Origin of the sequence: Microbacterium istanbulense, assembly GCF_037204145.1 — a bacterium.
Lineage (GTDB): Bacteria > Actinomycetota > Actinomycetes > Actinomycetales > Microbacteriaceae > Microbacterium > Microbacterium istanbulense.
This window is the reverse complement of the sequence record NZ_JBBDGN010000013.1, coordinates 66,120-87,512: the sequence shown is the minus strand read 5'-3', so window position 1 is coordinate 87,512 and position 21,393 is coordinate 66,120. Positions and strand designations below refer to the sequence as shown.

20 protein-coding genes are annotated in these 21,393 nt (G+C 69.2%); 1 reads left to right on the top strand and 19 read right to left on the bottom strand.

Going from position 1 to position 21,393, the window contains the following annotated elements:
* Positions 1 to 58: 58 nt before the first annotated feature.
* Positions 59 to 1,402, top strand: coding sequence for a CoA transferase (locus WDU93_RS12790; protein WP_337321231.1), 1,344 nt, complete (start codon positions 59 to 61; stop codon positions 1,400 to 1,402).
* On the opposite strand, the gene WDU93_RS12785 is transcribed toward WDU93_RS12790, so the two are convergent.
* The 19 genes from WDU93_RS12785 to rplT all read right to left on the bottom strand — a co-directional run bounded on the left by WDU93_RS12785 (position 1,372) and on the right by rplT (position 21,377).
* Positions 1,372 to 2,208: a DUF4184 family protein gene (locus tag WDU93_RS12785; protein ID WP_337321229.1), complete on the bottom strand. Its 837-nt coding sequence runs from the start codon at positions 2,206 to 2,208 to the stop codon at positions 1,372 to 1,374. The two genes, WDU93_RS12790 and WDU93_RS12785, sit on opposite strands and share 31 nt — an antisense overlap.
* 72 nt (positions 2,209 to 2,280) lie before the next feature.
* Complete coding sequence (tyrS, locus tag WDU93_RS12780) at positions 2,281 to 3,582, bottom strand: tyrosine--tRNA ligase (RefSeq protein WP_337321227.1); 1,302 nt, start codon at positions 3,580 to 3,582, stop codon at positions 2,281 to 2,283.
* A 33-nt stretch (positions 3,583 to 3,615) separates the two neighbouring features.
* A complete protein-coding gene (locus WDU93_RS12775; RefSeq protein WP_337321225.1) occupies positions 3,616 to 4,374 on the bottom strand; it encodes a hypothetical protein in 759 nt (252 codons plus the stop codon).
* The gene (locus tag WDU93_RS12770) at positions 4,374 to 5,015 is read right to left on the bottom strand and encodes a SatD family protein (protein ID WP_337321223.1); all 642 of its coding nucleotides are present in this window, start codon (positions 5,013 to 5,015) and stop codon (positions 4,374 to 4,376) included. The genes WDU93_RS12775 and WDU93_RS12770 overlap by 1 nt, the downstream gene beginning before the upstream one ends.
* A 68-nt stretch (positions 5,016 to 5,083) precedes the next feature.
* Positions 5,084 to 6,502, bottom strand: coding sequence for an argininosuccinate lyase (gene argH, locus WDU93_RS12765; RefSeq protein ID WP_337321221.1), 1,419 nt, complete (start codon positions 6,500 to 6,502; stop codon positions 5,084 to 5,086).
* Complete coding sequence (gene argF, locus WDU93_RS12760) at positions 6,502 to 7,431, bottom strand: ornithine carbamoyltransferase (protein ID WP_337321220.1); 930 nt, start codon at positions 7,429 to 7,431, stop codon at positions 6,502 to 6,504. The genes argH and argF overlap by 1 nt, the downstream gene beginning before the upstream one ends.
* The gene (locus tag WDU93_RS12755) at positions 7,428 to 8,633 is read right to left on the bottom strand and encodes an acetylornithine transaminase (protein WP_337321218.1); all 1,206 of its coding nucleotides are present in this window, start codon (positions 8,631 to 8,633) and stop codon (positions 7,428 to 7,430) included. The genes argF and WDU93_RS12755 overlap by 4 nt, the downstream gene beginning before the upstream one ends.
* Positions 8,630 to 9,547, bottom strand: coding sequence for an acetylglutamate kinase (argB, locus tag WDU93_RS12750; protein WP_337321216.1), 918 nt, complete (start codon positions 9,545 to 9,547; stop codon positions 8,630 to 8,632). The genes WDU93_RS12755 and argB overlap by 4 nt, the downstream gene beginning before the upstream one ends.
* On the bottom strand, positions 9,544 to 10,701 hold the full coding sequence (gene argJ / locus WDU93_RS12745) for a bifunctional glutamate N-acetyltransferase/amino-acid acetyltransferase ArgJ (protein ID WP_337321215.1): 1,158 nt from the start codon (positions 10,699 to 10,701) through the stop codon (positions 9,544 to 9,546). The genes argB and argJ overlap by 4 nt, the downstream gene beginning before the upstream one ends.
* Complete coding sequence (argC, locus tag WDU93_RS12740; protein ID WP_337321213.1) at positions 10,698 to 11,768, bottom strand: N-acetyl-gamma-glutamyl-phosphate reductase; 1,071 nt, start codon at positions 11,766 to 11,768, stop codon at positions 10,698 to 10,700. Before argC ends, argJ begins: the two co-directional genes overlap by 4 nt.
* 224 nt (positions 11,769 to 11,992) lie before the next feature.
* A complete protein-coding gene (locus WDU93_RS12735) occupies positions 11,993 to 12,958 on the bottom strand; it encodes a Rossmann-fold NAD(P)-binding domain-containing protein (RefSeq protein ID WP_337321211.1) in 966 nt (321 codons plus the stop codon).
* 83 nt (positions 12,959 to 13,041) lie between these two features.
* A complete protein-coding gene (pheT, locus tag WDU93_RS12730) occupies positions 13,042 to 15,561 on the bottom strand; it encodes a phenylalanine--tRNA ligase subunit beta (RefSeq protein ID WP_337321209.1) in 2,520 nt (839 codons plus the stop codon).
* On the bottom strand, positions 15,561 to 16,601 hold the full coding sequence (gene pheS, locus WDU93_RS12725) for a phenylalanine--tRNA ligase subunit alpha (RefSeq protein WP_337321206.1): 1,041 nt from the start codon (positions 16,599 to 16,601) through the stop codon (positions 15,561 to 15,563). Before pheS ends, pheT begins: the two co-directional genes overlap by 1 nt.
* Before the next feature lie 45 nt (positions 16,602 to 16,646).
* Positions 16,647 to 17,579, bottom strand: a complete 933-nt coding sequence (locus WDU93_RS12720) for an amino acid ABC transporter permease (RefSeq protein ID WP_337321204.1) — start codon at positions 17,577 to 17,579, stop codon at positions 16,647 to 16,649.
* Positions 17,576 to 18,232, bottom strand: a complete 657-nt coding sequence (locus WDU93_RS12715; RefSeq protein WP_337321202.1) for an amino acid ABC transporter permease — start codon at positions 18,230 to 18,232, stop codon at positions 17,576 to 17,578. The genes WDU93_RS12720 and WDU93_RS12715 overlap by 4 nt, the downstream gene beginning before the upstream one ends.
* A 68-nt stretch (positions 18,233 to 18,300) precedes the next feature.
* A complete protein-coding gene (locus WDU93_RS12710) occupies positions 18,301 to 19,209 on the bottom strand; it encodes a glutamate ABC transporter substrate-binding protein (protein ID WP_337321199.1) in 909 nt (302 codons plus the stop codon).
* 62 nt (positions 19,210 to 19,271) lie between these two features.
* Positions 19,272 to 20,021 carry an amino acid ABC transporter ATP-binding protein gene (locus WDU93_RS12705; RefSeq protein ID WP_420064099.1) on the bottom strand — a complete coding sequence of 250 codons (750 nt, stop codon included), beginning with the start codon at positions 20,019 to 20,021 and terminating at the stop codon, positions 19,272 to 19,274.
* Positions 20,022 to 20,107: 86 nt separating this feature from the next.
* Positions 20,108 to 20,914 (bottom strand): TrmH family RNA methyltransferase, encoded by an 807-nt coding sequence (locus WDU93_RS12700; RefSeq protein ID WP_337321197.1) that lies wholly within the window; start codon positions 20,912 to 20,914, stop codon positions 20,108 to 20,110.
* A gap of 76 nt (positions 20,915 to 20,990) precedes the next feature.
* A complete protein-coding gene (rplT, locus tag WDU93_RS12695) occupies positions 20,991 to 21,377 on the bottom strand; it encodes a 50S ribosomal protein L20 (protein ID WP_337321195.1) in 387 nt (128 codons plus the stop codon).
* Positions 21,378 to 21,393: the final 16 nt, after the last annotated feature.

Genomic DNA, 21,393 nt, shown 5'->3' with positions numbered 1-21,393 from the left:
AGTGGGGCCGAACGCCTCCCCACTCCCCGCGCACCCGCTCCCTGCCTAGGATCGGGCCATGGATGACGCGCTCGATTCCTCCGGTTCTGTCGTGCTGCTGAGGCGGCTTGCGCACGAGCTCGATCTCGATGGGTCCGCGCTCAGCGCGGCATCCGCGGCGCAGGTGTCGGTCCCGCTCCCCGCCTTCCTTCCCATCGACGACCTCGCATGGGCGTCGGTGCTCGTCGCGGGGGCGGCTCTGTCTGGCGCTGAGATCCGTCGTCCGCAGCCTGAGCGCGTCGCCGCGGCCTACCGCAGTGACCGGCACCTGCGCATCGCCGGTGCAGCACCCGACGTATGGTCACCACTCTCGCGGTTCTGGCCGGCGAGCGGCGGATGGGTACGCACTCACGGCAACTACGCCCACCACGCGCTCGCGCTCCGCGCGGGTCTCGGCCTCTCGACCGATGCTTCTCCCGCAGCGGTCGGCGCCGCACTCGGTCGCCTGACTCCCGACCTCGCCGCATCACGCATCTCGGCGGCCGGCGGCCTGTGCGTGCCGGTGCGACGCGAGCACCCCGAGGCCGATGAAGCGCTGCGCGCGCTTCCCCTTGTCGCCGTCTCCCCCGCGGGTGACGCACCGCGGCGACAGACAGCGGCGGCCCCGAGTTCTCCGCTGCGGGGCATCCGGGTGCTCGACTTCACCCGCGTCATCGCCGGCCCAGTCGCCACACGGACGCTCGCTCTCGCCGGTGCCGACGTGTTGCGGATCGATCCGCCCCATCGTCCGGAATTCATCTGGCAGCATCTCGACACCGGGCACGGCAAGCGCTCGGCACTCCTCGACGTCGCGACCCATGCCGCGCGGCTCGAAAGTCTGCTCGCTGCCGCCGATGTCGTCGTGCTCGGATACCGGCCCGACGGCCTGCGGCGGCTCGGCCTCTCTCCGGACGCGCTCTCGCGCCGGCATCCGCATCTCGTCGTCGCACAGCTCACCGCCTGGACCGGCGACGAGTCGCGACGTGGATTCGACAGCCTCGTGCAGGCCGACAGCGGAGTCTCCTGGATCGAGTCCGTCGATGGCGTCACCCCCGGCGCGCTCCCGGCGCAGGCCCTCGATCACTCAGCCGGCTATCTGCTCGCCGCTGGTATCGCCACCGCCCTGCGCCACCGCGCAGACATCGGAGGCGGCTGGCATGTGAGCACCTCGCTCCGTCGTGTCGCGGCCGAGCTCCTCGGCATGCCGCGGCACGCACCCGCGGGCACCCTCGCCGAGGTCGCCGCGACCCAGACCTTCACGGTCGACGGCACGGAGCTGACCACAGTCCTGCCGGCAGTGACCTGGCCGGACGCGCCGGATCGCTTCGCGGCTCCGCGCGCCTGGGGCAGCGATCAGGCGGAGTGGCTCCCCCGACCGGACTGAGCTGCGCCGCCCTCGAGCGGTGCGTCAGCCGGGCGTCGCACCGCGAGCACGATGCAGAGCACGAGCGTGAGCGCAGCCCACAGGGCGCAGGCCGGCGGCAGCACGCGATAGGCCAGATGCTGCGCAGTGAACTCCGCCGTAAACGGCCCCATCATCTGGTAACCGAGCACCCAGGCGGCGAGCAGGATCAGCGGCAGCGAGATCCACCAGGCCACCCGCACCGCATCGGGCAGCTGACGCTTCGGCAGCGGCTGCGGCGCGCGGCGGGTCAGCCAGGTGAGCGCCCAGATGCCGATGATCAGCAGACCGATGACGCTTGACCCGTGCTGCAGCCACTTGTATCCGGGCAGCGGACCCCACATCGCTGCGAGCAGCGGCACCGCGTCGACTCCGGCGCGACCCTCGTGCGTGAAGAGATCCCAGACGATGTGCGAGAGCACCCCGAGCACGAACGACACCGCCAGCAGAAGCGGGTATCCCCGGCTCTCGCCCACACCGACGGCGTTCGGCGCCGCCGCTCTTCCGCTCAGCCACCACTGTGCGGGAAGACGTGTCGCGATCCAGCTCGGTGCGAGCTGCGGCACGGCCGGTCGCAAGACCACGCGCCACACCAGGAACAGCACAAACGCGAGGAGCGCCGTCCACACCACGTTGGCGAACGTGTGGGTGAAGCCGTAGCCGATTCCGATACCCCGTACGAACAGCGGAAGATCCGGAGTCATCGCGCCGATCGCGATCGCCGCGGGGATCAGCGGAGTGCGGATGAATGGCAGCGCAACGACCGCATGACTCGGCGTGAAGGGCATGGCCACAGCCTAAAGCGGCGGCACCGGGGAGAACCCCGAGTGCCGCCGCCTCACATGACGTTCACGTCCTCGTCAGCCGAGGAAGACTCCCGCCAACGTCTTCTTGCCGCGGCGCAGCACCGAGACACCGCCCGGCAGCGTGCCCTGCACGGTCGCGGTGTCGTCCTCGACGCGGGCGCCGTCCAGAGAAACACCGCCCTGCGAGATCGCCCGACGCGCCTCCGATGCGCTCGAGACCAGACCCGTCGCCACGAGCGCCTCGACCACCGGGGTACCGGCAGCGACGGTCGTGTTCGGCAGCTCGTCGAGCGCGGTGCGCAGCGTCGAGGCGTCGAGCCCTGCCAAGTCGCCCTGTCCGAACAACGCCTCGGATGCGGCGATGACAGCCGCAGCCGCAGCCGTACCGTGCACGGTGCTGACCACCTCGAGGGCGAGGCGCTTCTGCGCGGCGCGACGGAACGGTTCGGCCTCGACCAGCGCGGCGTACTCCTCGATCTCGGCGCGGCTGAGGAACGTGAACACCTTCAACCGGTCGATCACATCGGCATCCGTCGTGCTGAGCCAGAACTGGTACATGCGGTACGGGCTGCACATCTCGGCATCGAGCCAGATCGCGTTGCCCTCGCTCTTGCCGAACTTCGTGCCGTCGCTGTTCGTGATCAGCGGGGTACCGATCGCGTGCACCGAGGTGCCCTCGACGCGATGGATGAGGTCGGTGCCGCTGGTGAGGTTGCCCCACTGATCGGATCCACCGGTCTGCAGCACGCAGTCGTACTGGCGGTACAGCTCGAGGAAATCCATGCCCTGCAGGATCTGGTAGCTGAACTCGGTGTAGCTGATGCCGGCGTCGGAGTTCAGCCGCGCAGCGACCGCATCCTTCTTCAGCATCGTGCCCACGCGGTAGTGCTTGCCGATCTCGCGCAGGAAGTCGATCGCGCTCAGCGGCGCGGTCCAGTCGAGGTTGTTCACCAGGCGCGCGGCGTTGTCGCCCTCGAAGCTGAGGAAGCGCTCGACCTGTCCCCGCAGGCGCCCGACCCACTCCTCCACGGTCTCGCGCGTGTTCAGCGTGCGCTCGGCTGTGGGGCGCGGATCGCCGATGAGTCCGGTGGACCCGCCGACGAGGCCGAGCGGCTTGTGCCCGGCGAGCTGGATGCGACGCAGCGTGAGCAGCTGCACGAGGTTGCCCAGGTGCAGGCTCGGCGCGGTCGGGTCGAACCCGCAGTAATACGTGATCGGGTCCCCGGCGAGCAGGGCGCGCAGCGCCTCCTGGTCGGTGGACACGTGGACGAGCCCACGCCAGACCAGCTCGTCCCACACGTTCTCGAACGTGGGGTCAAGGGCGACCGGCGCGGCCGTCAGATCAGTATTCGACACGCGCTCCAGGCTATCAGCGGCGCCGCGGCGTGCTCACACGTGCGACGCCCACCACACCAGGAAGGCGGCGCCCAGAGCGATCACCCAACTGACCAGGCTGCCGACGAGGAAATACTCGGCGCGCGCGCCGGTCTCACCGTCTTTCGAGATCTCGGGGAAGCGCACGATGCCCTTGGCCGCCAGCATTGCGGCGATCAGCGAGTAGGCACCCGCGAGGGTGAGCATGAAAATGATCACCCTCTCGAGCGGGCCGATCAGGCGCCCGCCCTTGAATCCTCCCCCGCGGGAAGCCACGACAGCAGTCGCCTCGCCGTCGGCATCCGTCTGGGTCACCTCGGTGATCTCGACGTTGCCCGGATGCCACGCATGCTCACCCGCAAGCGCCGCGCGCACCACACGATTCGCGGACTCGAGCAGGAAGACGAACACGCCGAGCACGAGCATGGCCAGGTCGAAAGAGGTCTCACCGAACGGCGTCCGCAACTGCCAGACCTCACCGATCACACCTGCAGGGCCACGGTCGCCGACGGAGACCACCGCCAGCACACAGAGCAGGGCAAGCCCGACCGCCGGCCAAAACGTGAGCCGCGATTCCCCCTCCCCCGGCATGCTCCACACCCAGAGGGCGGCCACGACCGCGGCCGCAAGCATCGGCAGCAGCGCATCCGCGGCACTGCCGAGGACCAGCAGCGCGATGGCGCCCACGAAGTAGCCGATCCATCGACGCGGCACGAACTGCCGGACGAGGTCGGCGGCCCCGACGGCGAACAGCAGGAATCCGGCAAGGACCATCAGTGCGCTCCCGTCAGTTCGTCGAGGCCCAGCAGCAGGGCGTTCGCCCCGCTGCGACGCAGCGCCTTCGACACCGCCGGCTGCGTGATGCCCTCCTGCGCGGCGAGCTCGGTCTGCGAGCTGCCCATCAGCCGCCCGTAGGTCAGGCGACGCTCGCGGTCACTCATCGCGCCGATGAGCTCATCGCGCAGCAGCAGGTAGGCGTTGGCGGCGGAGATCGTGGCAGGCATGACCTCATCCTGCCCCTGGCCACCGACGATCCAGGCGCGCGTGCTCGGGATGGCGCCACGTTCGCGCTCGTTCACCAGCTCGATGGCAGCCCGTGCGGCCCACCACCCCGGCCCGTCGCTGAGCCGACCACCGGAGGAGTCGAAACTGCGGACGTCGCCGATTCCCAATCCGAAACGGATGCCGACGCCGTCGGGCAGCGCGAGCTGCACCATCATCAGCGAGGTCAGTGCCGCCCCGAGATCCTGATAGACGCCCTGTTGCTCGTCCCCGACCGTAGGCGTCAGCCGCTCGATGGCGAGCGGACGTGCGCTTTCGACGCGGTCGATCGCCTCATCGAGCACGCGCTGGGCGGCGGCCCGATCAGGAAGCCTGCGGGAGCCGACCATGTCGGCGATGACGGCGACGACCATGGGATAACCATAACACGAATACTTCGCCGATATTCCCTAATTAGGAATGTTTGGCGAGTATGCCTAGTCTACAGACCGAGCTCGTGTGCGGCCGCCTGCGCCCGTGCGATGAGTTCGGCGCGCTGCTCAGCGACGCGCACGGGAGCGGTGCCGCCGACGCCGGCGCGCGATGCCACGGACCCTTCGATCGACAGCACCTCCCGCACATCCGGCGTCAGGTGCTCGGAGACCGAGGCCAGCAGAGCGTCATCGGCATCCTCGAGACCGATGCCGCGCTCCTCGCAGGCGCGCACGAGCGCACCCGAGATCTCGTGCGCGTCACGGAACGGGACGCGGCGCTTGACCAACCACTCAGCCACATCGGTCGCGAGCGAGAAGCCCTGCGGCGCGAGCGCTGCCATCCGTTCGGTGTCGAACCGCATGGTGGCGATCATGCCGGCGAACGCCGGGAGTACGACCTCAAGGGTCTGCACCGAATCGAAAACGGGCTCCTTGTCTTCCTGCAGGTCGCGGTTGTATGCCAAGGGCAGCGCCTTCAGCGTCGCGAGCAGACCAGACAGGTTGCCGATCAGGCGGCCCGACTTGCCGCGTGCGAGCTCGGCGATATCGGGATTCTTCTTCTGCGGCATGATGCTCGACCCGGTCGAGTAGGCGTCGTCGAGGGTGACGAACCCGAACTCGCGGGTGTTCCAGAGGATGATCTCTTCGCTCAGACGCGAGATGTCGACACCGGTCATCGCGGCGATGAACGCGAACTCTGCGACAACGTCGCGCGCGGCCGTGCCGTCGAGGGAGTTCTCCGCCGGACGGTCGAGGCCCAGTTCGCGGGCGACGAGGGCCGGGTCGAGGCCGAGCGTGGATCCTGCCAGCGCTCCCCCGCCGTACGGCGAGACGCCCGCCCGACGACGCCAGTCGACGAGCCGCTCGAGTTCCCGCACGAGCGGCCAGGCGTGCGCCTGCAGGTGGTGCGCGAGGAGCACAGGCTGCGCGTGCTGCAGATGCGTGCGACCGGGCAGGATGGCGTCGGGGTGCGCCTCGGCCTGCGCCACGAGCGCGTCGATGACCCGGAGCAGGTCGCGGGCGATCACGCGGGCGTGGTCGATGAGGTACATCCGCACCAGCGTCGCGATCTGGTCGTTCCGGCTGCGCCCGGCGCGCAGACGCCCGCCGACCTCCGCTCCGACCTCGGCGATGAGCGCCTTCTCCAGAGCGCCGTGCACATCTTCATCACCCGGGTCGGGCAGCAGCGTGCCGTCGGCGATCTTCGCGGCGAGCGCGTCGAGCCCGGCGTGCATGATGCGCGCTTCCTCGGCCTCGAGGTATCCCGCTGCCTCCAGCGCCACCGCGTGCGCGTGCGACCCGGCGATGTCGTAGGGCGCGAGGATCCAGTCGAAGTGTGTGGAGCGGCTCAGCGTCGCCAGCTCCGGTGCGGGACCTCCCGCGAATCGCGCACCCCAGAGGGCGCCGTCGTTCGTCGTACCCGTCATCACGCACCGTGCTTTCCGAGCAGCCACACCAGCAGCGCCTTCTGAGCGTGCAGGCGGTTCTCTGCCTCGTCCCAGACGACGCTCTGCGGGCCGTCGATCACCTCGGGGTCGACCTCGTAGCCGCGATCGGCGGGCAGGCAGTGGATGAAGATCGCCTCGGGGTCGGCGAGGGCCATGGTGTCGGCGGTCACCTTGTAGGCGCCGAGATCACGCAGGCGTGCGCTCTTCTCCTCTTCCTTGCCCATCGACACCCAGGTGTCGGTGACGACCACGTCGGCACCGACGGCTGCCTCGCGCGGGTCGGTGAGCAGCGTGATCGATCCGCCCGTCTCGGCGGCACGGCGTTCGGCATCCGTCACCACGTCCTCGCGCGGCGCGTAGGCCTCTGGCGCGACGATCCGCACGTGCATGCCGGCGGTGACGCCGGCGAGCATGTACGAGTGCGCCATGTTGCTGCGACCGTCGCCGTAGAAGGTGAGCGTGAGGCCGGCGAGGTCGCCCTTGTGCTCACGGATGGTGAGCAGGTCGGCGAGCAGCTGACACGGGTGGAAGTCATCGGAGAGCGCGTTGATCACCGGCACCCTGGTACCGGCGGCCATCTCTTCCAGCCCGGCCTGCGCGTAGGTGCGCCACACGATCGCGGCGACCTGACGCTCGAGGACGCGCGCCGTGTCGGAGGGCGTCTCCTTGCCGCCGAGCTGGCTGTTGGCCGTCGAGATGATCAGCGGCGAGCCACCGAGGTCGGCGATGCCGACCGCGAATGACACCCGGGTGCGGGTGGAGGACTTGTCGAAGATGACGGCGACGGTCTGCGGGCCGGCCAGGGCCTTGTTCGCCCAGCGGTCCTTCTTCAGCTCGAGGGCGAGGTCGAGGATCTCGGCCTGCTCGGCAGGGCTGAGGTCGTCGTCGCGCAGCAGGTGGCGGGTCATGCGTGTGTCTCCGTGGGGGTCTTGGTGGTCTCAGCCACGGCCTCGAGTGCCGCGGCGAACAGGGTGAGGAACTCCGCCACCTCGGCGTCGCCGATCGTGTACGCCGGGGCGATGCGGATGACGTCGTCGGTGGGAGCGTTGATGATGAGGCCGCGCTGGTGGGCGGCCGCGCGCACCTCGGCGGCGACAGGACGATCCAGCAGGATGCCGATGAGCAGGCCGGCTCCGCGGGTGCCTGCCACGAGCGGCAGGCCTGCCACGCCGTCACGCAGCTGCCTTCCTCGGTCCTGGACGTTCTGCAGCAGATCGGTGTCCTCGATGTGTCCGAGCACCGCGTTCGCGACCGCGCTGGCGAGCGGGTTTCCCCCGAACGTCGAGTTGTGCGTGCCGGGGTAGAACAGGTCGCTGGCGTCGCCGAAGGTGATCAGCGCCCCGAGCGGGAACCCGGCCCCGATGCTCTTGGCCACCGTCACGGCGTCGGGCACGATGCCCGTGCGCTGGAACGCGAACCACTCGCCGGTGCGTCCCGACCCGGTCTGCACCTCGTCGAGGATGAGCAGCGCGTCGTGGGCGGACGTGAGCTCACGCGCCCGCTGCAGGAAACCATCGGGCAGCTCGACCACCCCGGCCTCGCCCTGGATGGGCTCGACGATCATCGCCGCGACCGTGTCGTCGAACGCCTGCTCGAGCGCGTCGAGAGAACGGGCGACGGTGCGGATGCCCGGCACGGCCGGCTCGAACGGATCGCGATAGGCGGCCTTGGGGGTGAGCGACAGCGCCCCCATCGTGCGTCCGTGGAAGGCGCCCTCCACGACGAGGATCGTGGTGCGCCCGCGCGGGTTGCCATGCAGGCGCGCGAGCTTGATGGCCATCTCGTTGGCCTCGGTGCCGGAGTTCGCCAGGAATACCCGGCCGCGCTCCCCGGTGCCGGCCAGACGCTTCAGGCGCGCGGCGAGCTCGAGCTGCGCGGGGCTGGCGAAGTAGTTCGAGACGTGGGTGAGTGTCGCGGCCTGCGTCGCGACGGCCTCGACGAACACCGGATGCGCGTGGCCCAGGCTGTTCACGGCGATGCCGCCGAGGAAGTCGAGGTAGCGCGTGCCGTCGGCATCCCAGACGTGCGATCCCTCGCCGCGGGTGAGCAGCGCCAGCCGCCCGCCGAGGCTCATCAGGTCCCGGGAGGCGTCGTCCTGCCAGTCGGTCATGCGGTCTCTCCTGCTGGATCTGCGACGACCTGCGTGCCGATGCCCTTGCTGGTGAACAGCTCGACGAGCACGGAATGCGGCACGCGCCCGTCGATGATGGCCGCCGCGCCCACACCGCCCTCGACGGCGTCGAGGCAGGCGCGCATCTTCGGGATCATCCCGGACTCGAGGCTCGGCAGCATCGTGGTCAGCTCGCTCGCCGTGAGGTGGGAGACGAGCGAGTCGCGGTTGGGCCAGTCGGCGTAGAGCCCCGCGACATCGGTGAGCACCACGAACTTGCGCGCACCGAGTGCCACGGCGAGCGCGGCGGCCGCGGCATCCGCGTTCACATTCAGCGACTGGCCGGGGTGGTCGAGATCGGGAGCAATCGACGAGACGACCGGAATGCGCCCCGCGGCCAGGTGGTCGAGCACGGGGGTGGGGTCGACCTGGACGACGTCACCGACCCGGCCGAGGTCGATCTCCTCGCCGTCGACGACGATGCCGCGGCGGCGTCCGCCGAACAGTCCCGCGTCTTCACCGCTGAGGCCGGTCGCGATCGGCCCGTGCGAGTTGATCTTGGCGACCAGTTGCGGGTTCACTTGCCCGGTGAGCACCATGCGCACGACCGAGATCGCCTCGGTGTTGGTGACCCGGTAGCCGCCCTTGAACTCGCTGGGGATCGCGAGCCGATCGAGCATGTTGGAGATCTGCGGGCCCCCGCCGTGCACGACGACCGGCTGCACGCCGACATAGCGGAGGTAGGCGATGTCCTGCGCGAAAGCATCCTGCAGTTCGTCCGAGACCATGGCGTTGCCGCCGTACTTGACGACGACGATCTGGTCGCGGAACTTCTTCAGCCAGGGCAGCGATTCGATGAGGGTCGCGGCCTTGACGGCGGCTTCCTCGGGCGGGGTGTCCTGAAGATCGGTCATGAGGAGTACGCGCTGTTCTCGTGGACGTAATCGTGGGTGAGGTCGTTGGTGAGGATGGTGGCCGTCGCCTCCGCGACCCGCAAGTCGATCACGACATGGGTGGCGCGCGGGGTGAGGTCGACCTCTTCGCGTGGCCGGTCCGGTTCACCCTTGCTGCACACCCGCACGCCGTTCATCCAGACGTCGACGTCGTAGGGGTCGAACTCGGCGCCGGTGGTGCCGATCGCCGCGAGCACACGGCCCCAGTTGGGGTCGTTGCCGAAGATCGCCGCCTTGAAGAGGTTGTTGCGAGCGACCGACCGCCCCACCTCGACCGCGTCCGCCTCGGATGCCGCACCACGCACCTCGATCGTGATGTCGTGGCTGGCCCCCTCGGCGTCCTGCTGCAGCTGGGCGGCGAGGCTCTGACTGATCTCCGTGAGCGCCTCAGCGAACTCGTCGAGCGTCGGCCGCACGCCGCTCGCGCCGTTAGCGAGCAGCGTGACCTGGTCGTTGGTCGACATGCAGCCGTCGGAGTCGAGCCGGTCGAACGTGGAACCGGTGGCGCGGCGCAGCGCCGCATCCGCATCGACAGGGTCGAGGTCCGCGTCGGTGGTGAGCACGACGAGCATGGTGGCCAGGCCCGGCGCCAGCATGCCGGCCCCCTTCGCCATCCCGCCGATCGTCCAGCCGTCGCGCTCGACGACGGCTGTCTTGGCGACGCTGTCGGTGGTCATGATCGCCTGCGCGGCGGCCTCTCCCCCGTCGGCGCTGAGCTCGGCGATGCCACGCTCGACACCATCGAGCACGCGGCTGCGGAAAACCTCGTCACCGGTGCCGATGAGACCGGTCGAACAGACGATCACGTCGCCGGCGCTCACCTGCAACAGCTCGGCCGCCTTCTCGGCGGTGAGGTGCGTGGTCTGGAAGCCGAAGGCGCCGGTGAAGCAGTTCGCGCCGCCGGAGTTGAGCACGACGGCCTCGACGAACCGGTCGGCGATGGCCTGCTGCGACCAGATGATCGGGTTGGCCTTGGCCCGGTTCGTGGTGAACACGGCGGCGCCGACCTTGCGCGGGCCGCGGTTGACGACAACGGCGACATCGGGCTTGCCGGTGGACTTCAGGCCGGCGGCGACACCGGCCGCCTCGAAGCCTGCAGGGGCGGTGACGGTCACGGGGCGACTCCGTTCACGGAAAGGGCGCGGTCCTCAGGAAGACCCAGCGCGAGGTTCATGGATTGGATGGCAGCGCCGGCGGTGCCCTTGACGAGATTGTCGACCGCGGTGACGACCGTGACGCGGCCGGCCGCGCGGTCGATCGCCACGCCGATGAGGGCGGTGTTCGCCCCGAGCACGTCGGCGGTGCGGGGGAAGTGTCCTTCCGGCAGCAGCTGCACGAACGTCTCGTCGCGGTATGCGTCCTGCCAGGCCGCGCGGATCTCGGCGTCGGAGACACCGGGAATGATCGGCGCTGTCGAGGTGGCGAGGATGCCCCGCGCCATCGGCACGAGCACGGGCGTGAACGAGATCCGGATGTCTTCGGCGCCGGGTCCCTGAGCGTGTCGAAGGGGCTGAGCCTGTCGAAGGGCCTGGCGGATCTCCGGGATGTGACGGTGAGTGCCGCCGACGGCATACGGGTTCGCGGTGCCGAGGATCTCGCTGGCCAGCAGATTGGCCTTGAGGCTCTTGCCGGCCCCGGACGGACCGACCGCGAGCACGCTGACGATGTCGGACGGGTCGATCACGCCCGCGGCGACGCCGGGCGCGAGGCTGAGGCTGACCGTCGAGGCGTTGCAGCCGGGTGCGGCGATGCGCGTGGCACCGCGCAGGTGCTCGCGCTGCTTCACGCCCTCCACCAGAAGCTCGGGCACGCCGTACGTCCAGGGTTCGTGGAAGGCGCCACCGTAGAAGACATCCCAGGCATCCTGCGACGTGAGCCTGTGGTCGGCGCCCGCATCGATCACCAGCGGGCTGTCGCCGAGGGCGTCGGTGTACTGCCCCGACTGGCCATGCGGCAGTGCAAGGAAGACGATGTCATGGCCCGAAAGGATCTCCGGGGTCGTCTCCTGCAGGGTCAGATGGGAGAGCGAGCGCAGGTGCGGCTGGTGCTCGATGAGCGGCTGCCCGGCGTTCGAATGCGCGGTGACGGTGCGGATCTCGATGTCGGGATGCCCGGCGAGAAGCCGCAGGATCTCGCCTCCCGCATAGCCGGATGCGCCGGAGACGGCGACGGAATACGTCATGGATCTACCTTAACGGTCGGGGTGTGCCCGATGACGGGCGGGACCGGGGCGGCGACCCGGCATCCGACCACGCGCCGGGAGGGCGCGAAGCAGGCGGGGTCGCCTAGATTCGGCGGCCGCGGCGTCGGCGCACGGGGACGATGCTCAGAGCGAGCATCGAGAGGGGTGCGGCCGAAGACATGTCGCGACGATAGCGCGGGCGTTGCGGCATCCGCAAATCCGTGTCACGGCAGCGCGTCGAGGAGGGCGAGCTCGTCTTCGCGCGTCAGCCCCGAGCGGCGAACCCGGTCGTATCCGCGCTGCTGCTCGTCGGCACGCACGGCGTCGATCGTGTCGACCAGCGGGGTGAACGTACCGCCCGCGCGGCGGTAGGCATCGTTGGAGCGAGCCGTGAAGCCGGGCATGTCCGCGGGCAGCCACAGCGGCAGGGAGCGCTCCCCCGCCCAGTAGGCGACGCCCTGCTCCTCGAGCCAGCCTGGCGGCGCCTCGATGACCTCTCCTGTGTGTCCGGCGCGGGTGCGCACGACCTCCAGCAGCGTGCGCAGGGACACCGAGTCTCCTGTCGCGTTCGCTATCCCCGTGCGCTCTGTGCCCACCGCGAAGGCCGCGACATCGTCGACGTCGATGATCTGCGCCTGGGCGTCCTCCAGGGGCGGCACCAGCACGGGGCCGTCCCCTGCCCGCGCGAAGGCCGCGGCCCAGTAGCCGAAGCGGTCGGTCTGGTCGCCTGCGCCGACGATGAGACCGGGCCGGATGACTGACGTCGGCACGTCGAGGGCGAGCACCGTATCCTCGGCGGCGACGTTCTCGGCGGCGTAGTCGTACGCGTCCCCGGGCTGTGCCGCCGGATGCCGCGCGGCGGTCTCGTCCGCCCCGGTGGTCACGTCATCGGCGTAGACGGACACGGTGGACACGAAGGTCCAGTGCTGCGTGCGATCGCCGAGCGCGGCGACCGCCCCGCGCACGTGATCGGCGCGGGAGGAGACATCGACGATCTCATCCCACTGCTGATGCCGCAGCGCCGCATACGCTTCCGCGTCGTCTCGGTCGCCGTGCACGAGCACAGTGCCGGCCGGTGCCGGGCGTCCACCGCGCGCGAGGCAGGTCACCTGGGCGCCGGCATCCCGCCAGCGTTCGGCGATTCTGCCGGAGAGCCAGCCTGTTCCGCCGAGCACGAGCACACGAGTCATGTGCTCATGCCAGCAGGCCGAACGCCGACGGGGCAAGGCGTGCCGCTGTCAGCGGAGGCCCTGCCCCGTCGGATGGTCGGCGATCAGTCGCGGATGGCCGCACCGAATCGCTCGGCCGCGACGGCGACGCCGGCGAGTTTCGCCTCGGTCGCCTCGGCCGCTGTCAGCGTGCGGTCGTCCGCTCGGAACCGGAGCGCGAAGGTCAGGCTCTTACGGCCGTGCGGCACGCCCTCCCCGCGATAGTCGTCCACGAGACGCACCGATTCCAGAAGCGCTCCCGCACCCTCGGTGAGGGCGGCGCCGAGCTCGGCTGCGGAGACAGCGGCGTCCACGAGCAGGGAGACGTCCTGCGTGGCGGCGGGGAAGGTCGACAGCGACGCGGCGACGACGCGCTCACCGGCGAGGGTGAGGATGCGGTCGAGGTCGAGTTCGAGCACGACGGCACGACCGGGCAGGTCGGCGTCGGCGGCGACCTGCGGGTGCAGTTCACCGACGTATCCGACCTGCTCACCGGAGACGACGAGGGCGCCCGTGCGTCCGGGGTGCAGCGCCGCGCGCTGCGCCTGCTCCACCTCGAGGTCGACGCCGGCGGCCGAGGCGATCAGTCGCGCGGCATCCAGTGCCTCGGCGAGCCCTGCCGCCTCTGCGGCGCGCCCGGCCTGCTTGGGCACGACGTTGCCCGTGAGCAGCGCGGCCACATGGCGACGCTGCGGCGGGATCGACGCGTTGAGTGCGGCAAGGGTCTCGTCAGACGGGCGCACGCCCAGCGGCGGAACCTCGTCGGTGCCGTAGGTCACGCCCGGCTCAGGCAGGAAGACCAGACCGGTCTCGAAGAGCGCGAGGTCCGTGAGGCCGCGCGAGATGTTGCGGTGCGCGGTCTGCAGCAACCCCGGTACCAGCGAGCGGCGCAGGAACGGCGCCTGCCCGTCGAGGGCATTGGCCAGACGGATGCTGGGCAGGTGCTCCCCCGAGGCGGAGCCGTGCAGGTCGTTCTGGGCCTCGGTGGTGAACGGGAACGACGGCGTCTCGACGAACCCGCCGGCGGCGAGGGCATCAGCGACGCGGCGGCGACCGCGCTGCAGGGCGGTCAGACCGCGCCCGGACGGCGGCGTGGGCAGCACGGAGGGGATGCGGTCCAGCCCGTGGATGCGCGCGACCTCCTCGGCGAGAGTCCACTTGTCGGTGAGGTCAGGGCGCCAGGTCGGCGGGATGACGTGCCAGCCGGCACCGTCCGCGGCATCAGCCGAGGCCGCGACCTCGGCACCGATCGTCTCCAGGGCGCCGACGATCTCGGCATCCGTGTAATCGACGCCGATGAGACCCTGCACGAACCCGGCAGGCAGCTCGATACCAGCGACGAACACCTCGGCGAACAGCGCGCCGCCTTCGTCGGTGAGCGTGCCACCGGCGAGGTCGACCATGAGGTCGGCGACGCGACGGGCCGCCGCGAACGGGATGAGCGGATCCACGCCGCGCTCGAAGCGCTTGGAGGCCTCGCTGGGCAGCTTGTGCCGGCGCGCGCTGCGCGCGATCGTGATCGGGTCGAAGGTGGCCGCCTCGATGAGCACATTGCGCGTGGTGTCGCTCATCTCGGTGGTGCCGCCGCCCATGACGCCGGCGAGGCCGATGGGCCCGGACTCGTCGGTGATGAGCAGGTCTTCGACGTGCAGCGCACGATCCTGACCGTCGAGTGTGGTCATCCGCTCGCCTGCAGTCGCGCGGCGCACCGTGATGCCACCTGCCAGCTTGTCGAGGTCGTAGCCGTGCAGGGGCTGGCCGAGCTCGAGCATCACGTAGTTGGTGATGTCGATGAGCACACCCAGCGGGCGCATACCGGCCAGCACCAGGCGCGCCACCATCCACGGCGGGGTGGGACGCGAGGGGTCGACGTCGCGCACGACGCGGGTGACGAACTCGCTCGCGCCGACGCTGCCGCGCAGCGGCGCCACGTCATCGACGATGGTCGTGTGACCGGTGCCCGGCTGCAGCTCTGCGAAGTCGCGCTCGGCGGGGTCGCGGAAGGTTGCTCCGGTCGCATGCGAGTACTCGCGCGCCACGCCACGCACCGAGAAGGCGTAACCGCGGTCGGGCGTGACATTGATCTCGACGGCGACGTCGTCGAGGCCGAGCAGGGCGATCGCGTCGGTGCCGACCGGTGCGTCGATCCCCAGAGTGGAGAGCACGAGGATGCCGTCGTGCTCGTCACCGAGGCCCAGTTCGCGCGCAGAGGCGATCATGCCATCCGAGACATGGCCGTACGTCTTGCGTGCGGCGATCGGGAACGGGCCGGGCAGCACGGCGCCGGGCAGCGTCACCACGACCTTGTCACCGACGGCGAAGTTGTGCGCGCCGCAGACGATGCCGCGGGTGCCGCCGTGCGCGGGCCCGACATCGACCTGGCACCAGCGAATGGTCTTGCCGTTGGACTGCGGCTCCTCCTCGAAGGACAGCACCTGGCCCACGACCACGGGCCCGCTGATCTCGAAACGGTGCACGTCCTCTTCTTCGAAGCCGACGGTCACCAACGCGGCGAGGACGTCCTCGGGCGAAGCATCCGCCGGAACATCCACGTACTCACGCAGCCACGAAAGCGGAATGCGCATCACACCACCATCCCGAACTGCTCGCTGAAACGGACATCACCCTCGGCCATGTCCCGCATGTCCTGCACATCGCTGCGGAACATCAGGCCCCGCTCGACGCCGATCCCGAACGCGAAGCCGCTGTAGACCTCGGGGTCGATTCCCGCCGCGCGCAGCACATTGGGGTTGACCATGCCGCATCCGCCCCACTCGATCCAGCGCGCCCCGCCCTTGAAGGTCGGGTGCCACAGGTCGAACTCGGCCGACGGCTCGGTGAACGGGAAGAAGTTGGTGCGCAGGCGTGTCTTGGCCTCGGGGCCGAAGAGCTGCTTGGCCAGGTGGTCGAGGGTGCCCTTCAGATGCGCCATCGTGATGCCCTTGTCGACGACGAGACCTTCGACCTGGGTGAAGACGGGCAGGTGCGTGGCGTCGAACTCGTCGGTGCGGTAGACGCGGCCGGGGCAGAGCACGTAGATCGGCAGCTCACGGTCGAGCATCGAGCGCACCTGCACGGGGCTGGTGTGCGTGCGCATGACGAGGTGACGGTCTGCGGGGTCGACGAAGAACGTGTCCTGCAGCTGGCGGGCAGGGTGGTCGACGTCGAAGTTCAGGGCGTCGAAGTTGAACCACTCGTGCTCGAGCTCGGGTCCCTCCGCGATCTCCCACCCCATGCCGACGAAGATGTCGCTGATGTGGTCCTGCAGCACGGTGAGCGGATGCCGGGCGCCCGGACGAGTGCGAGCGGCGACGGCCGTGATGTCCACCCGCTCGGCCTCGAGGCGAGCAGCCGTCTCGGCCTCGGCGAGCTCGGCCTCCTTGGCTGCGAGTGCCTGCGTGACGCGGCCACGCCCCTGACCGATGAGCTTGCCGAAGGCAGCCTTGTGCTCGGGGGCGACCTGGCGCATCGACGCGTTCAGCACCGCGAGCGGTGACCCGTCGGCGACGTGCGCGGCGCGCGCTGCCTTCAGCTCGGCGGTGTCGGCGGCGGCGGCGATCGCGGCAAGCGCTGCCTCGACTGCGGATTCCACCGCCTCTGGCGTGATTTCGGGAGACTCAGACACGAGATGTGAGTCTACCGGGGTGTGGGGAACGCCCCGTGCCCGCGGTCAGATCCCGCCGGGACCCGCCCCTGCGTCGAACTTGCCGGCCGCCCGCTGCGTGGCGATCACCTCGGTGACCGTCGACCCGTCGTGGATGCGCGGGTCGCCGCCACCACCAGCCGGGGTGTAGCCCTTCAGCTTGGGCGAGCGGCGCGTGCGCACCTCGAGCCACTTGGCGAAGCCGGAGAGGATGAGGCAGAGGATGATGTAGATGCCGCCGATGACGAACGCCGACTGCAGGATCGGGCGCCCCTGCTGCGAGCTGAGCAGCTTGGCGTAATAGAGCAGCTCGGGGTAGGTGATGATGAAGCCGAGCGCGGTGTCCTTCAAGGTCACCACGAGCTGAGCGACGATCACGGGCAGCATGGCTCGGATCGCCTGCGGCAGCAGGATCAGTCGCATCACGCCGCTCTTGCGCAGACCGATCGCGTAACCGGCCTCCTTCTGCCCCTTCGGCAGCGACTCGACGCCGGCGCGGAGCACTTCGGCGAGCACGGAGCCGTTGTAGGCCATGAGTGCGAGCACGACAGCCCAGTACGGTTCCATACGCACGCCGATCACGGGCAGGCCGTAGTACAGCAGCATCATGAACACCAGCACCGGGACGGCGCGGAACAGCTCGGTGATCGCGGTGACGGGCACGCGCACCCAGGCGTGGTCGGAGAGGCGACCGATGGCCAGCGCGAAACCGAGGATCAGGCTGAGCACCGCCGCGAGAGCGAACGCCGCGAGCGTATTGCCCAGTGCCTTGAGGATGCCCATCCACACGTTCGAGAACGAGAAGACGTACCACTTGGAGGCCGAGAACTGTCCGGTGACCACCATGCGGTAGATCACGAAACCGATCACGGCGAGCACGACCAGCACCGTCACGACGGCGAGAATGCGGTTGCGGGCGATCGCCCGGGGACCGGGGACGTCGTAGAGTACGGAGCTCATCGTGCGATCCTCCAACGGTTCTCGAGATAGCGCTGGATCGCGCTCATGATGAAGACCAGCACGACGAACACGAGCGCCACCCAGAGCAGCACTTCCATCGGGTTGCCCGGTCGGTCGGGGGCGTCATTGATGGTGGCGCGCAGGGCCGCCAGCTCGGCGATCGAGAACCCGGCGGCGACGGTGGTGTTCTTCAGCAGGGCGATGAACACGCTCATCATCGGCGGGACCACCGAGCGGAATGCCTGCGGCAGGATCACCAGGCTCATCACCTGGCCGAACGGCAGGCCGATCGCGCGGGCCGCCTCAGCCTGACCGACGGGCACCGTGTTGATGCCGGCGCGCAGCACCTCGGCGACGTAGGTCGCGGTGTAGATGCCGATGGCCAGGATGCCGAGGACCGTGTTCGACAGCTCCGGGAGCCCGAGCTGCGGGTACCCGAAGACGAAGAAGAAGAAGACGAGAGTCAGCGGAGTGTTGCGGATGATGTTCACGTAGGCCGTGCCCACGCCGCGGGCGATGGGGACCGGTGAGACACGCATCGCGCCGACGATGAAGCCGAGCACCAGGGCGATGATGCCGCCGATGAAGAACACCATCAGTGTGTTCGCGATGGCCTCGCCCCACAGGTCGAGGTTCCCGAAGATGACGTCCACGCCGCCCTCCCCTTCTCAGACTGGGACCGGGGCGACCCTGTGGTCAGAGCCGCCCCGGTGATGAGTGATCAGTACGCGTCGACCGCGGGCTGGTCGACCTCGATGCCCGAAGACCCGAGGTTCTTGTCGAAGATGGCCTGCCAGATGTCGCCGCCCTCGGTGAACAGGTCGTTGATGTGCGCACGCAGCACGTCATCGCCCTTCTCCAGGCCGACGCCGTAGCGCTCCTCGGTGAACAGGCCGCCGGTGACCTTGACCTCGTCCGGGTACAGCGCGGCGTAGCCGATCAGGATGGCCTGGTCGGTGGTGACCGCGTCGACCTTGCCGTCAAGCAGGTCCTGCACGCAGGCGGAGTACAGGTCGTACTCCTGCGTGTCGATGTCGGGGAAGTTCGCCTTGATGTTCTGGATCGGCGTGGAACCCGTCGCCGAGCAGACCGTCTTGCCGTTGAAGTCCTCGAGCGCGTCGGCCTCTTCGGCGTCGGCGGCCACGAGCAGACCCTGTCCGGTGATGAAGTACGGGCCGGCGAAGTCGATCTGCTCCTTGCGCTTGTCGTTGATCGAGTAGGTGCCGACGTAGTAGTCGATGTCGCCGTTCACGATCGCCTGCTCGCGGTTCGCCGAGGCGATCGGCTTGAACTCGATCTGGTCCTCGTCGAAGCCGAGCGAAGCGGCGATCCAGCGGGCGATGTCGACGTCGAAGCCGGTGCGCTCACCGGTCGTGGCGTCGAGGTAGCCCAGACCCGGCTGGTCCTCCTTGACACCGACGATGACACCGTCACGCTCGACCATGCGGTCATAGGTGGGGCTGCCGTCGAGGGAGACGTCCGAGGCGACCTCGAACCAGGTGGAGTCCTCGCCGGTGTCGCCATCGGTGCTGCCGCCGGGGCTCGAGGGGCTGCCGCTATTGCAGGCGGTCAGTGCCAGCGCGGCAACCGCCGCGATGCCGAGGCCGGCCAGAATCCGTGTGCGTCGCATGTCTGTCTCCTTCAGTGCTGTGTATCGGTGGTGTGGGTCCGGGTCGGGTATCGGAACGGGTATCAGTGGGTGAGCAGCTTCGAGAGGAAGTCCTTGGCGCGGTCGCTCTGCGGGTTCGTGAAGAACTCCTCTGGGGTCGCCTCTTCGACGATCTGGCCATCGGCCATGAAGACGACCCGGTTGGCGGCCTTGCGCGCGAAGCCCATCTCGTGGGTGACGACGATCATCGTCATGCCCTCTTGTGCCAGCTCGACCATCACGTCGAGGACCTCGTTGATCATCTCGGGGTCGAGTGCGCTGGTGGGCTCATCGAAGAGCATCACCTTCGGGTGCATCGCCAGCGCACGCGCGATCGCGACACGCTGCTGCTGTCCGCCCGAGAGCTGAGCGGGAAGCTTGGATGCCTGCTGGGCGACGCCCACGCGCTCGAGCAGCGCCATGGCTTCCTTATCGGCATCCGCCTTCTTGAGCCCCCGCACCTTGATCGGGCCGAGGGTGACGTTCTCGAGGATCGTGAGGTGGGCGAAGAGGTTGAACGACTGGAACACCATGCCGACCTCGGCACGCAGATCCGCGAGGCCCTTGCCCTCGGCGGGCAACTCTTTGCCGTCGATCCGGATGGCTCCGCTGGTGATCGTCTCGAGGCGGTTGATCGTGCGGCACAACGTCGACTTGCCCGAGCCGGAGGGGCCGATGACCACCACGACCTCACCTTTTCGGACCTCGAGATTGATGTCCTTCAGGGCGTGGAAGTCGCCGTAGTGCTTCTCGACGTGATCGACCACGACCAGGGCGTCAGTGCTCTCTGCCATGCGCTCCACACTAGGAGCCGATCCCCACGAGCGGGAGCGAGCGACCCCGTGGTTACCGTTTCGTGACCGAAAAGCCGACCGCTCGGTCAGCCCTGCGCACGCTGCGCGAACGCGCTCTCGTACAGGCAGACGCTTGCCGCGGTGGCGAGATTCAGCGACTCCGCGCGGCCGAAGATCGGCACTTTCAGCGCGCTGTCGGCGAGCCCGAGTGCCTCATCGGTGAGACCACGGGCCTCATTGCCGAACAGCCACGCGGTGGGCCGCGTCAGCACGCCCGACGCGCGCGCCGAGAGCAGGTCCTCACCCTTCACGTCCGCCGCGACGACCTCGAGCCCTGCCGCGTGGGCACGCTCGACAACGTCAGCGAGGTCTCCCCCGACCGAGATCGGAAGATGGAACAGCGAGCCGGTCGTGGACCGGACGACCTTCGGATTGAACGGGTCGACTGTGCGGCCGGTCAGCACCACGGCATCGGCGCCTGCGGCATCGGCAGCGCGGATGATCGTGCCGAGGTTGCCGGGATCGCGGACCTCTTCGCAGATGGCGATGAGGCGCGGAGCGGCCGAGAAGATCTCGCGCACCGAGGCCGGGGTCTGTCGGGCGACCGCGACCAACCCCTGGGGCGTGACCGTGTCAGCCATGGCGCTGAGAACCTGCTCGGTGACGAACTCGACGTCGACGCCGGCATCCGCCGCAACCGCATGGAGATCGGCGTGCTTATCCCAGCTGGTGGGTGTTGCGAACAGCTCGATCACCGCGTCGGGGCGGTAGGCGAGCGCCTCGCGCACCGCCTGCGGACCTTCGAGCAGGAACAGCCCGGTCTCGGTGCGTGCGCTGCGCTTTGTCAGCTTGGCGACGGCACGGACTCGGGGGGAACGGGGGTTCTCCAGCACGTTCCCATTCTAAAGGTGCCGCACACACGAGAACGGGCGCCTCCCCGAAGGGAGACGCCCGTTGTGCAGCGTGAAATCAGGCAGCCGACTTCGGTGCGTTGACGTCGGCAGGCAGCGCCTTCTTGGCGGTCTCGACGAGGCTCGCGAACGCAGCCGAGTCGGTCACGGCCAGCTCGGCCAGCATGCGACGGTCGACCTGCACACCCGCGAGGCCGAGGCCCTGGATGAAGCGGTTGTAGGTGATGCCGTTCTGGCGGGCAGCGGCGTTGATGCGCTGGATCCACAGGCGACGGAAGTCACCCTTGCGCTTGCGACGGTCGTTGTACGAGTAGACCAGCGAGTGGATGACCTGTTCCTTGGCCTTGCGGTACAGGCGCGAACGCTGACCGCGGTAGCCGGAGGCCCGCTCGAGGATGACCCGACGCTTCTTGTGGGCGTTGACGGCCCGCTTGACTCTTGCCATTTTCTTGACTTCCTAT

Coding starts and splice junctions, on each gene's coding strand:
- WDU93_RS12790 (WP_337321231.1), top strand. CDS start 59: ATGGATGACGCGCTCGATTCCTCCGGTTCTGTCGTGCTGCTGAGGCGG.
- WDU93_RS12785 (WP_337321229.1), bottom strand. CDS start 2,208: ATGCCCTTCACGCCGAGTCATGCGGTCGTTGCGCTGCCATTCATCCGC.
- WDU93_RS12775 (WP_337321225.1), bottom strand. CDS start 4,374: ATGGTCCTTGCCGGATTCCTGCTGTTCGCCGTCGGGGCCGCCGACCTC.
- WDU93_RS12770 (WP_337321223.1), bottom strand. CDS start 5,015: ATGGTCGTCGCCGTCATCGCCGACATGGTCGGCTCCCGCAGGCTTCCT.
- argH (WP_337321221.1), bottom strand. CDS start 6,502: ATGACGGGTACGACGAACGACGGCGCCCTCTGGGGTGCGCGATTCGCG.
- argF (WP_337321220.1), bottom strand. CDS start 7,431: ATGACCCGCCACCTGCTGCGCGACGACGACCTCAGCCCTGCCGAGCAG.
- WDU93_RS12755 (WP_337321218.1), bottom strand. CDS start 8,633: ATGACCGACTGGCAGGACGACGCCTCCCGGGACCTGATGAGCCTCGGC.
- argB (WP_337321216.1), bottom strand. CDS start 9,547: ATGACCGATCTTCAGGACACCCCGCCCGAGGAAGCCGCCGTCAAGGCC.
- argC (WP_337321213.1), bottom strand. CDS start 11,768: ATGACGTATTCCGTCGCCGTCTCCGGCGCATCCGGCTATGCGGGAGGC.
- WDU93_RS12735 (WP_337321211.1), bottom strand. CDS start 12,958: ATGACTCGTGTGCTCGTGCTCGGCGGAACAGGCTGGCTCTCCGGCAGA.
- pheT (WP_337321209.1), bottom strand. CDS start 15,561: ATGCGCATTCCGCTTTCGTGGCTGCGTGAGTACGTGGATGTTCCGGCG.
- WDU93_RS12720 (WP_337321204.1), bottom strand. CDS start 17,579: ATGAGCTCCGTACTCTACGACGTCCCCGGTCCCCGGGCGATCGCCCGC.
- WDU93_RS12710 (WP_337321199.1), bottom strand. CDS start 19,209: ATGCGACGCACACGGATTCTGGCCGGCCTCGGCATCGCGGCGGTTGCC.
- WDU93_RS12705 (WP_420064099.1), bottom strand. CDS start 20,021: ATGGCAGAGAGCACTGACGCCCTGGTCGTGGTCGATCACGTCGAGAAG.
- rplT (WP_337321195.1), bottom strand. CDS start 21,377: ATGGCAAGAGTCAAGCGGGCCGTCAACGCCCACAAGAAGCGTCGGGTC.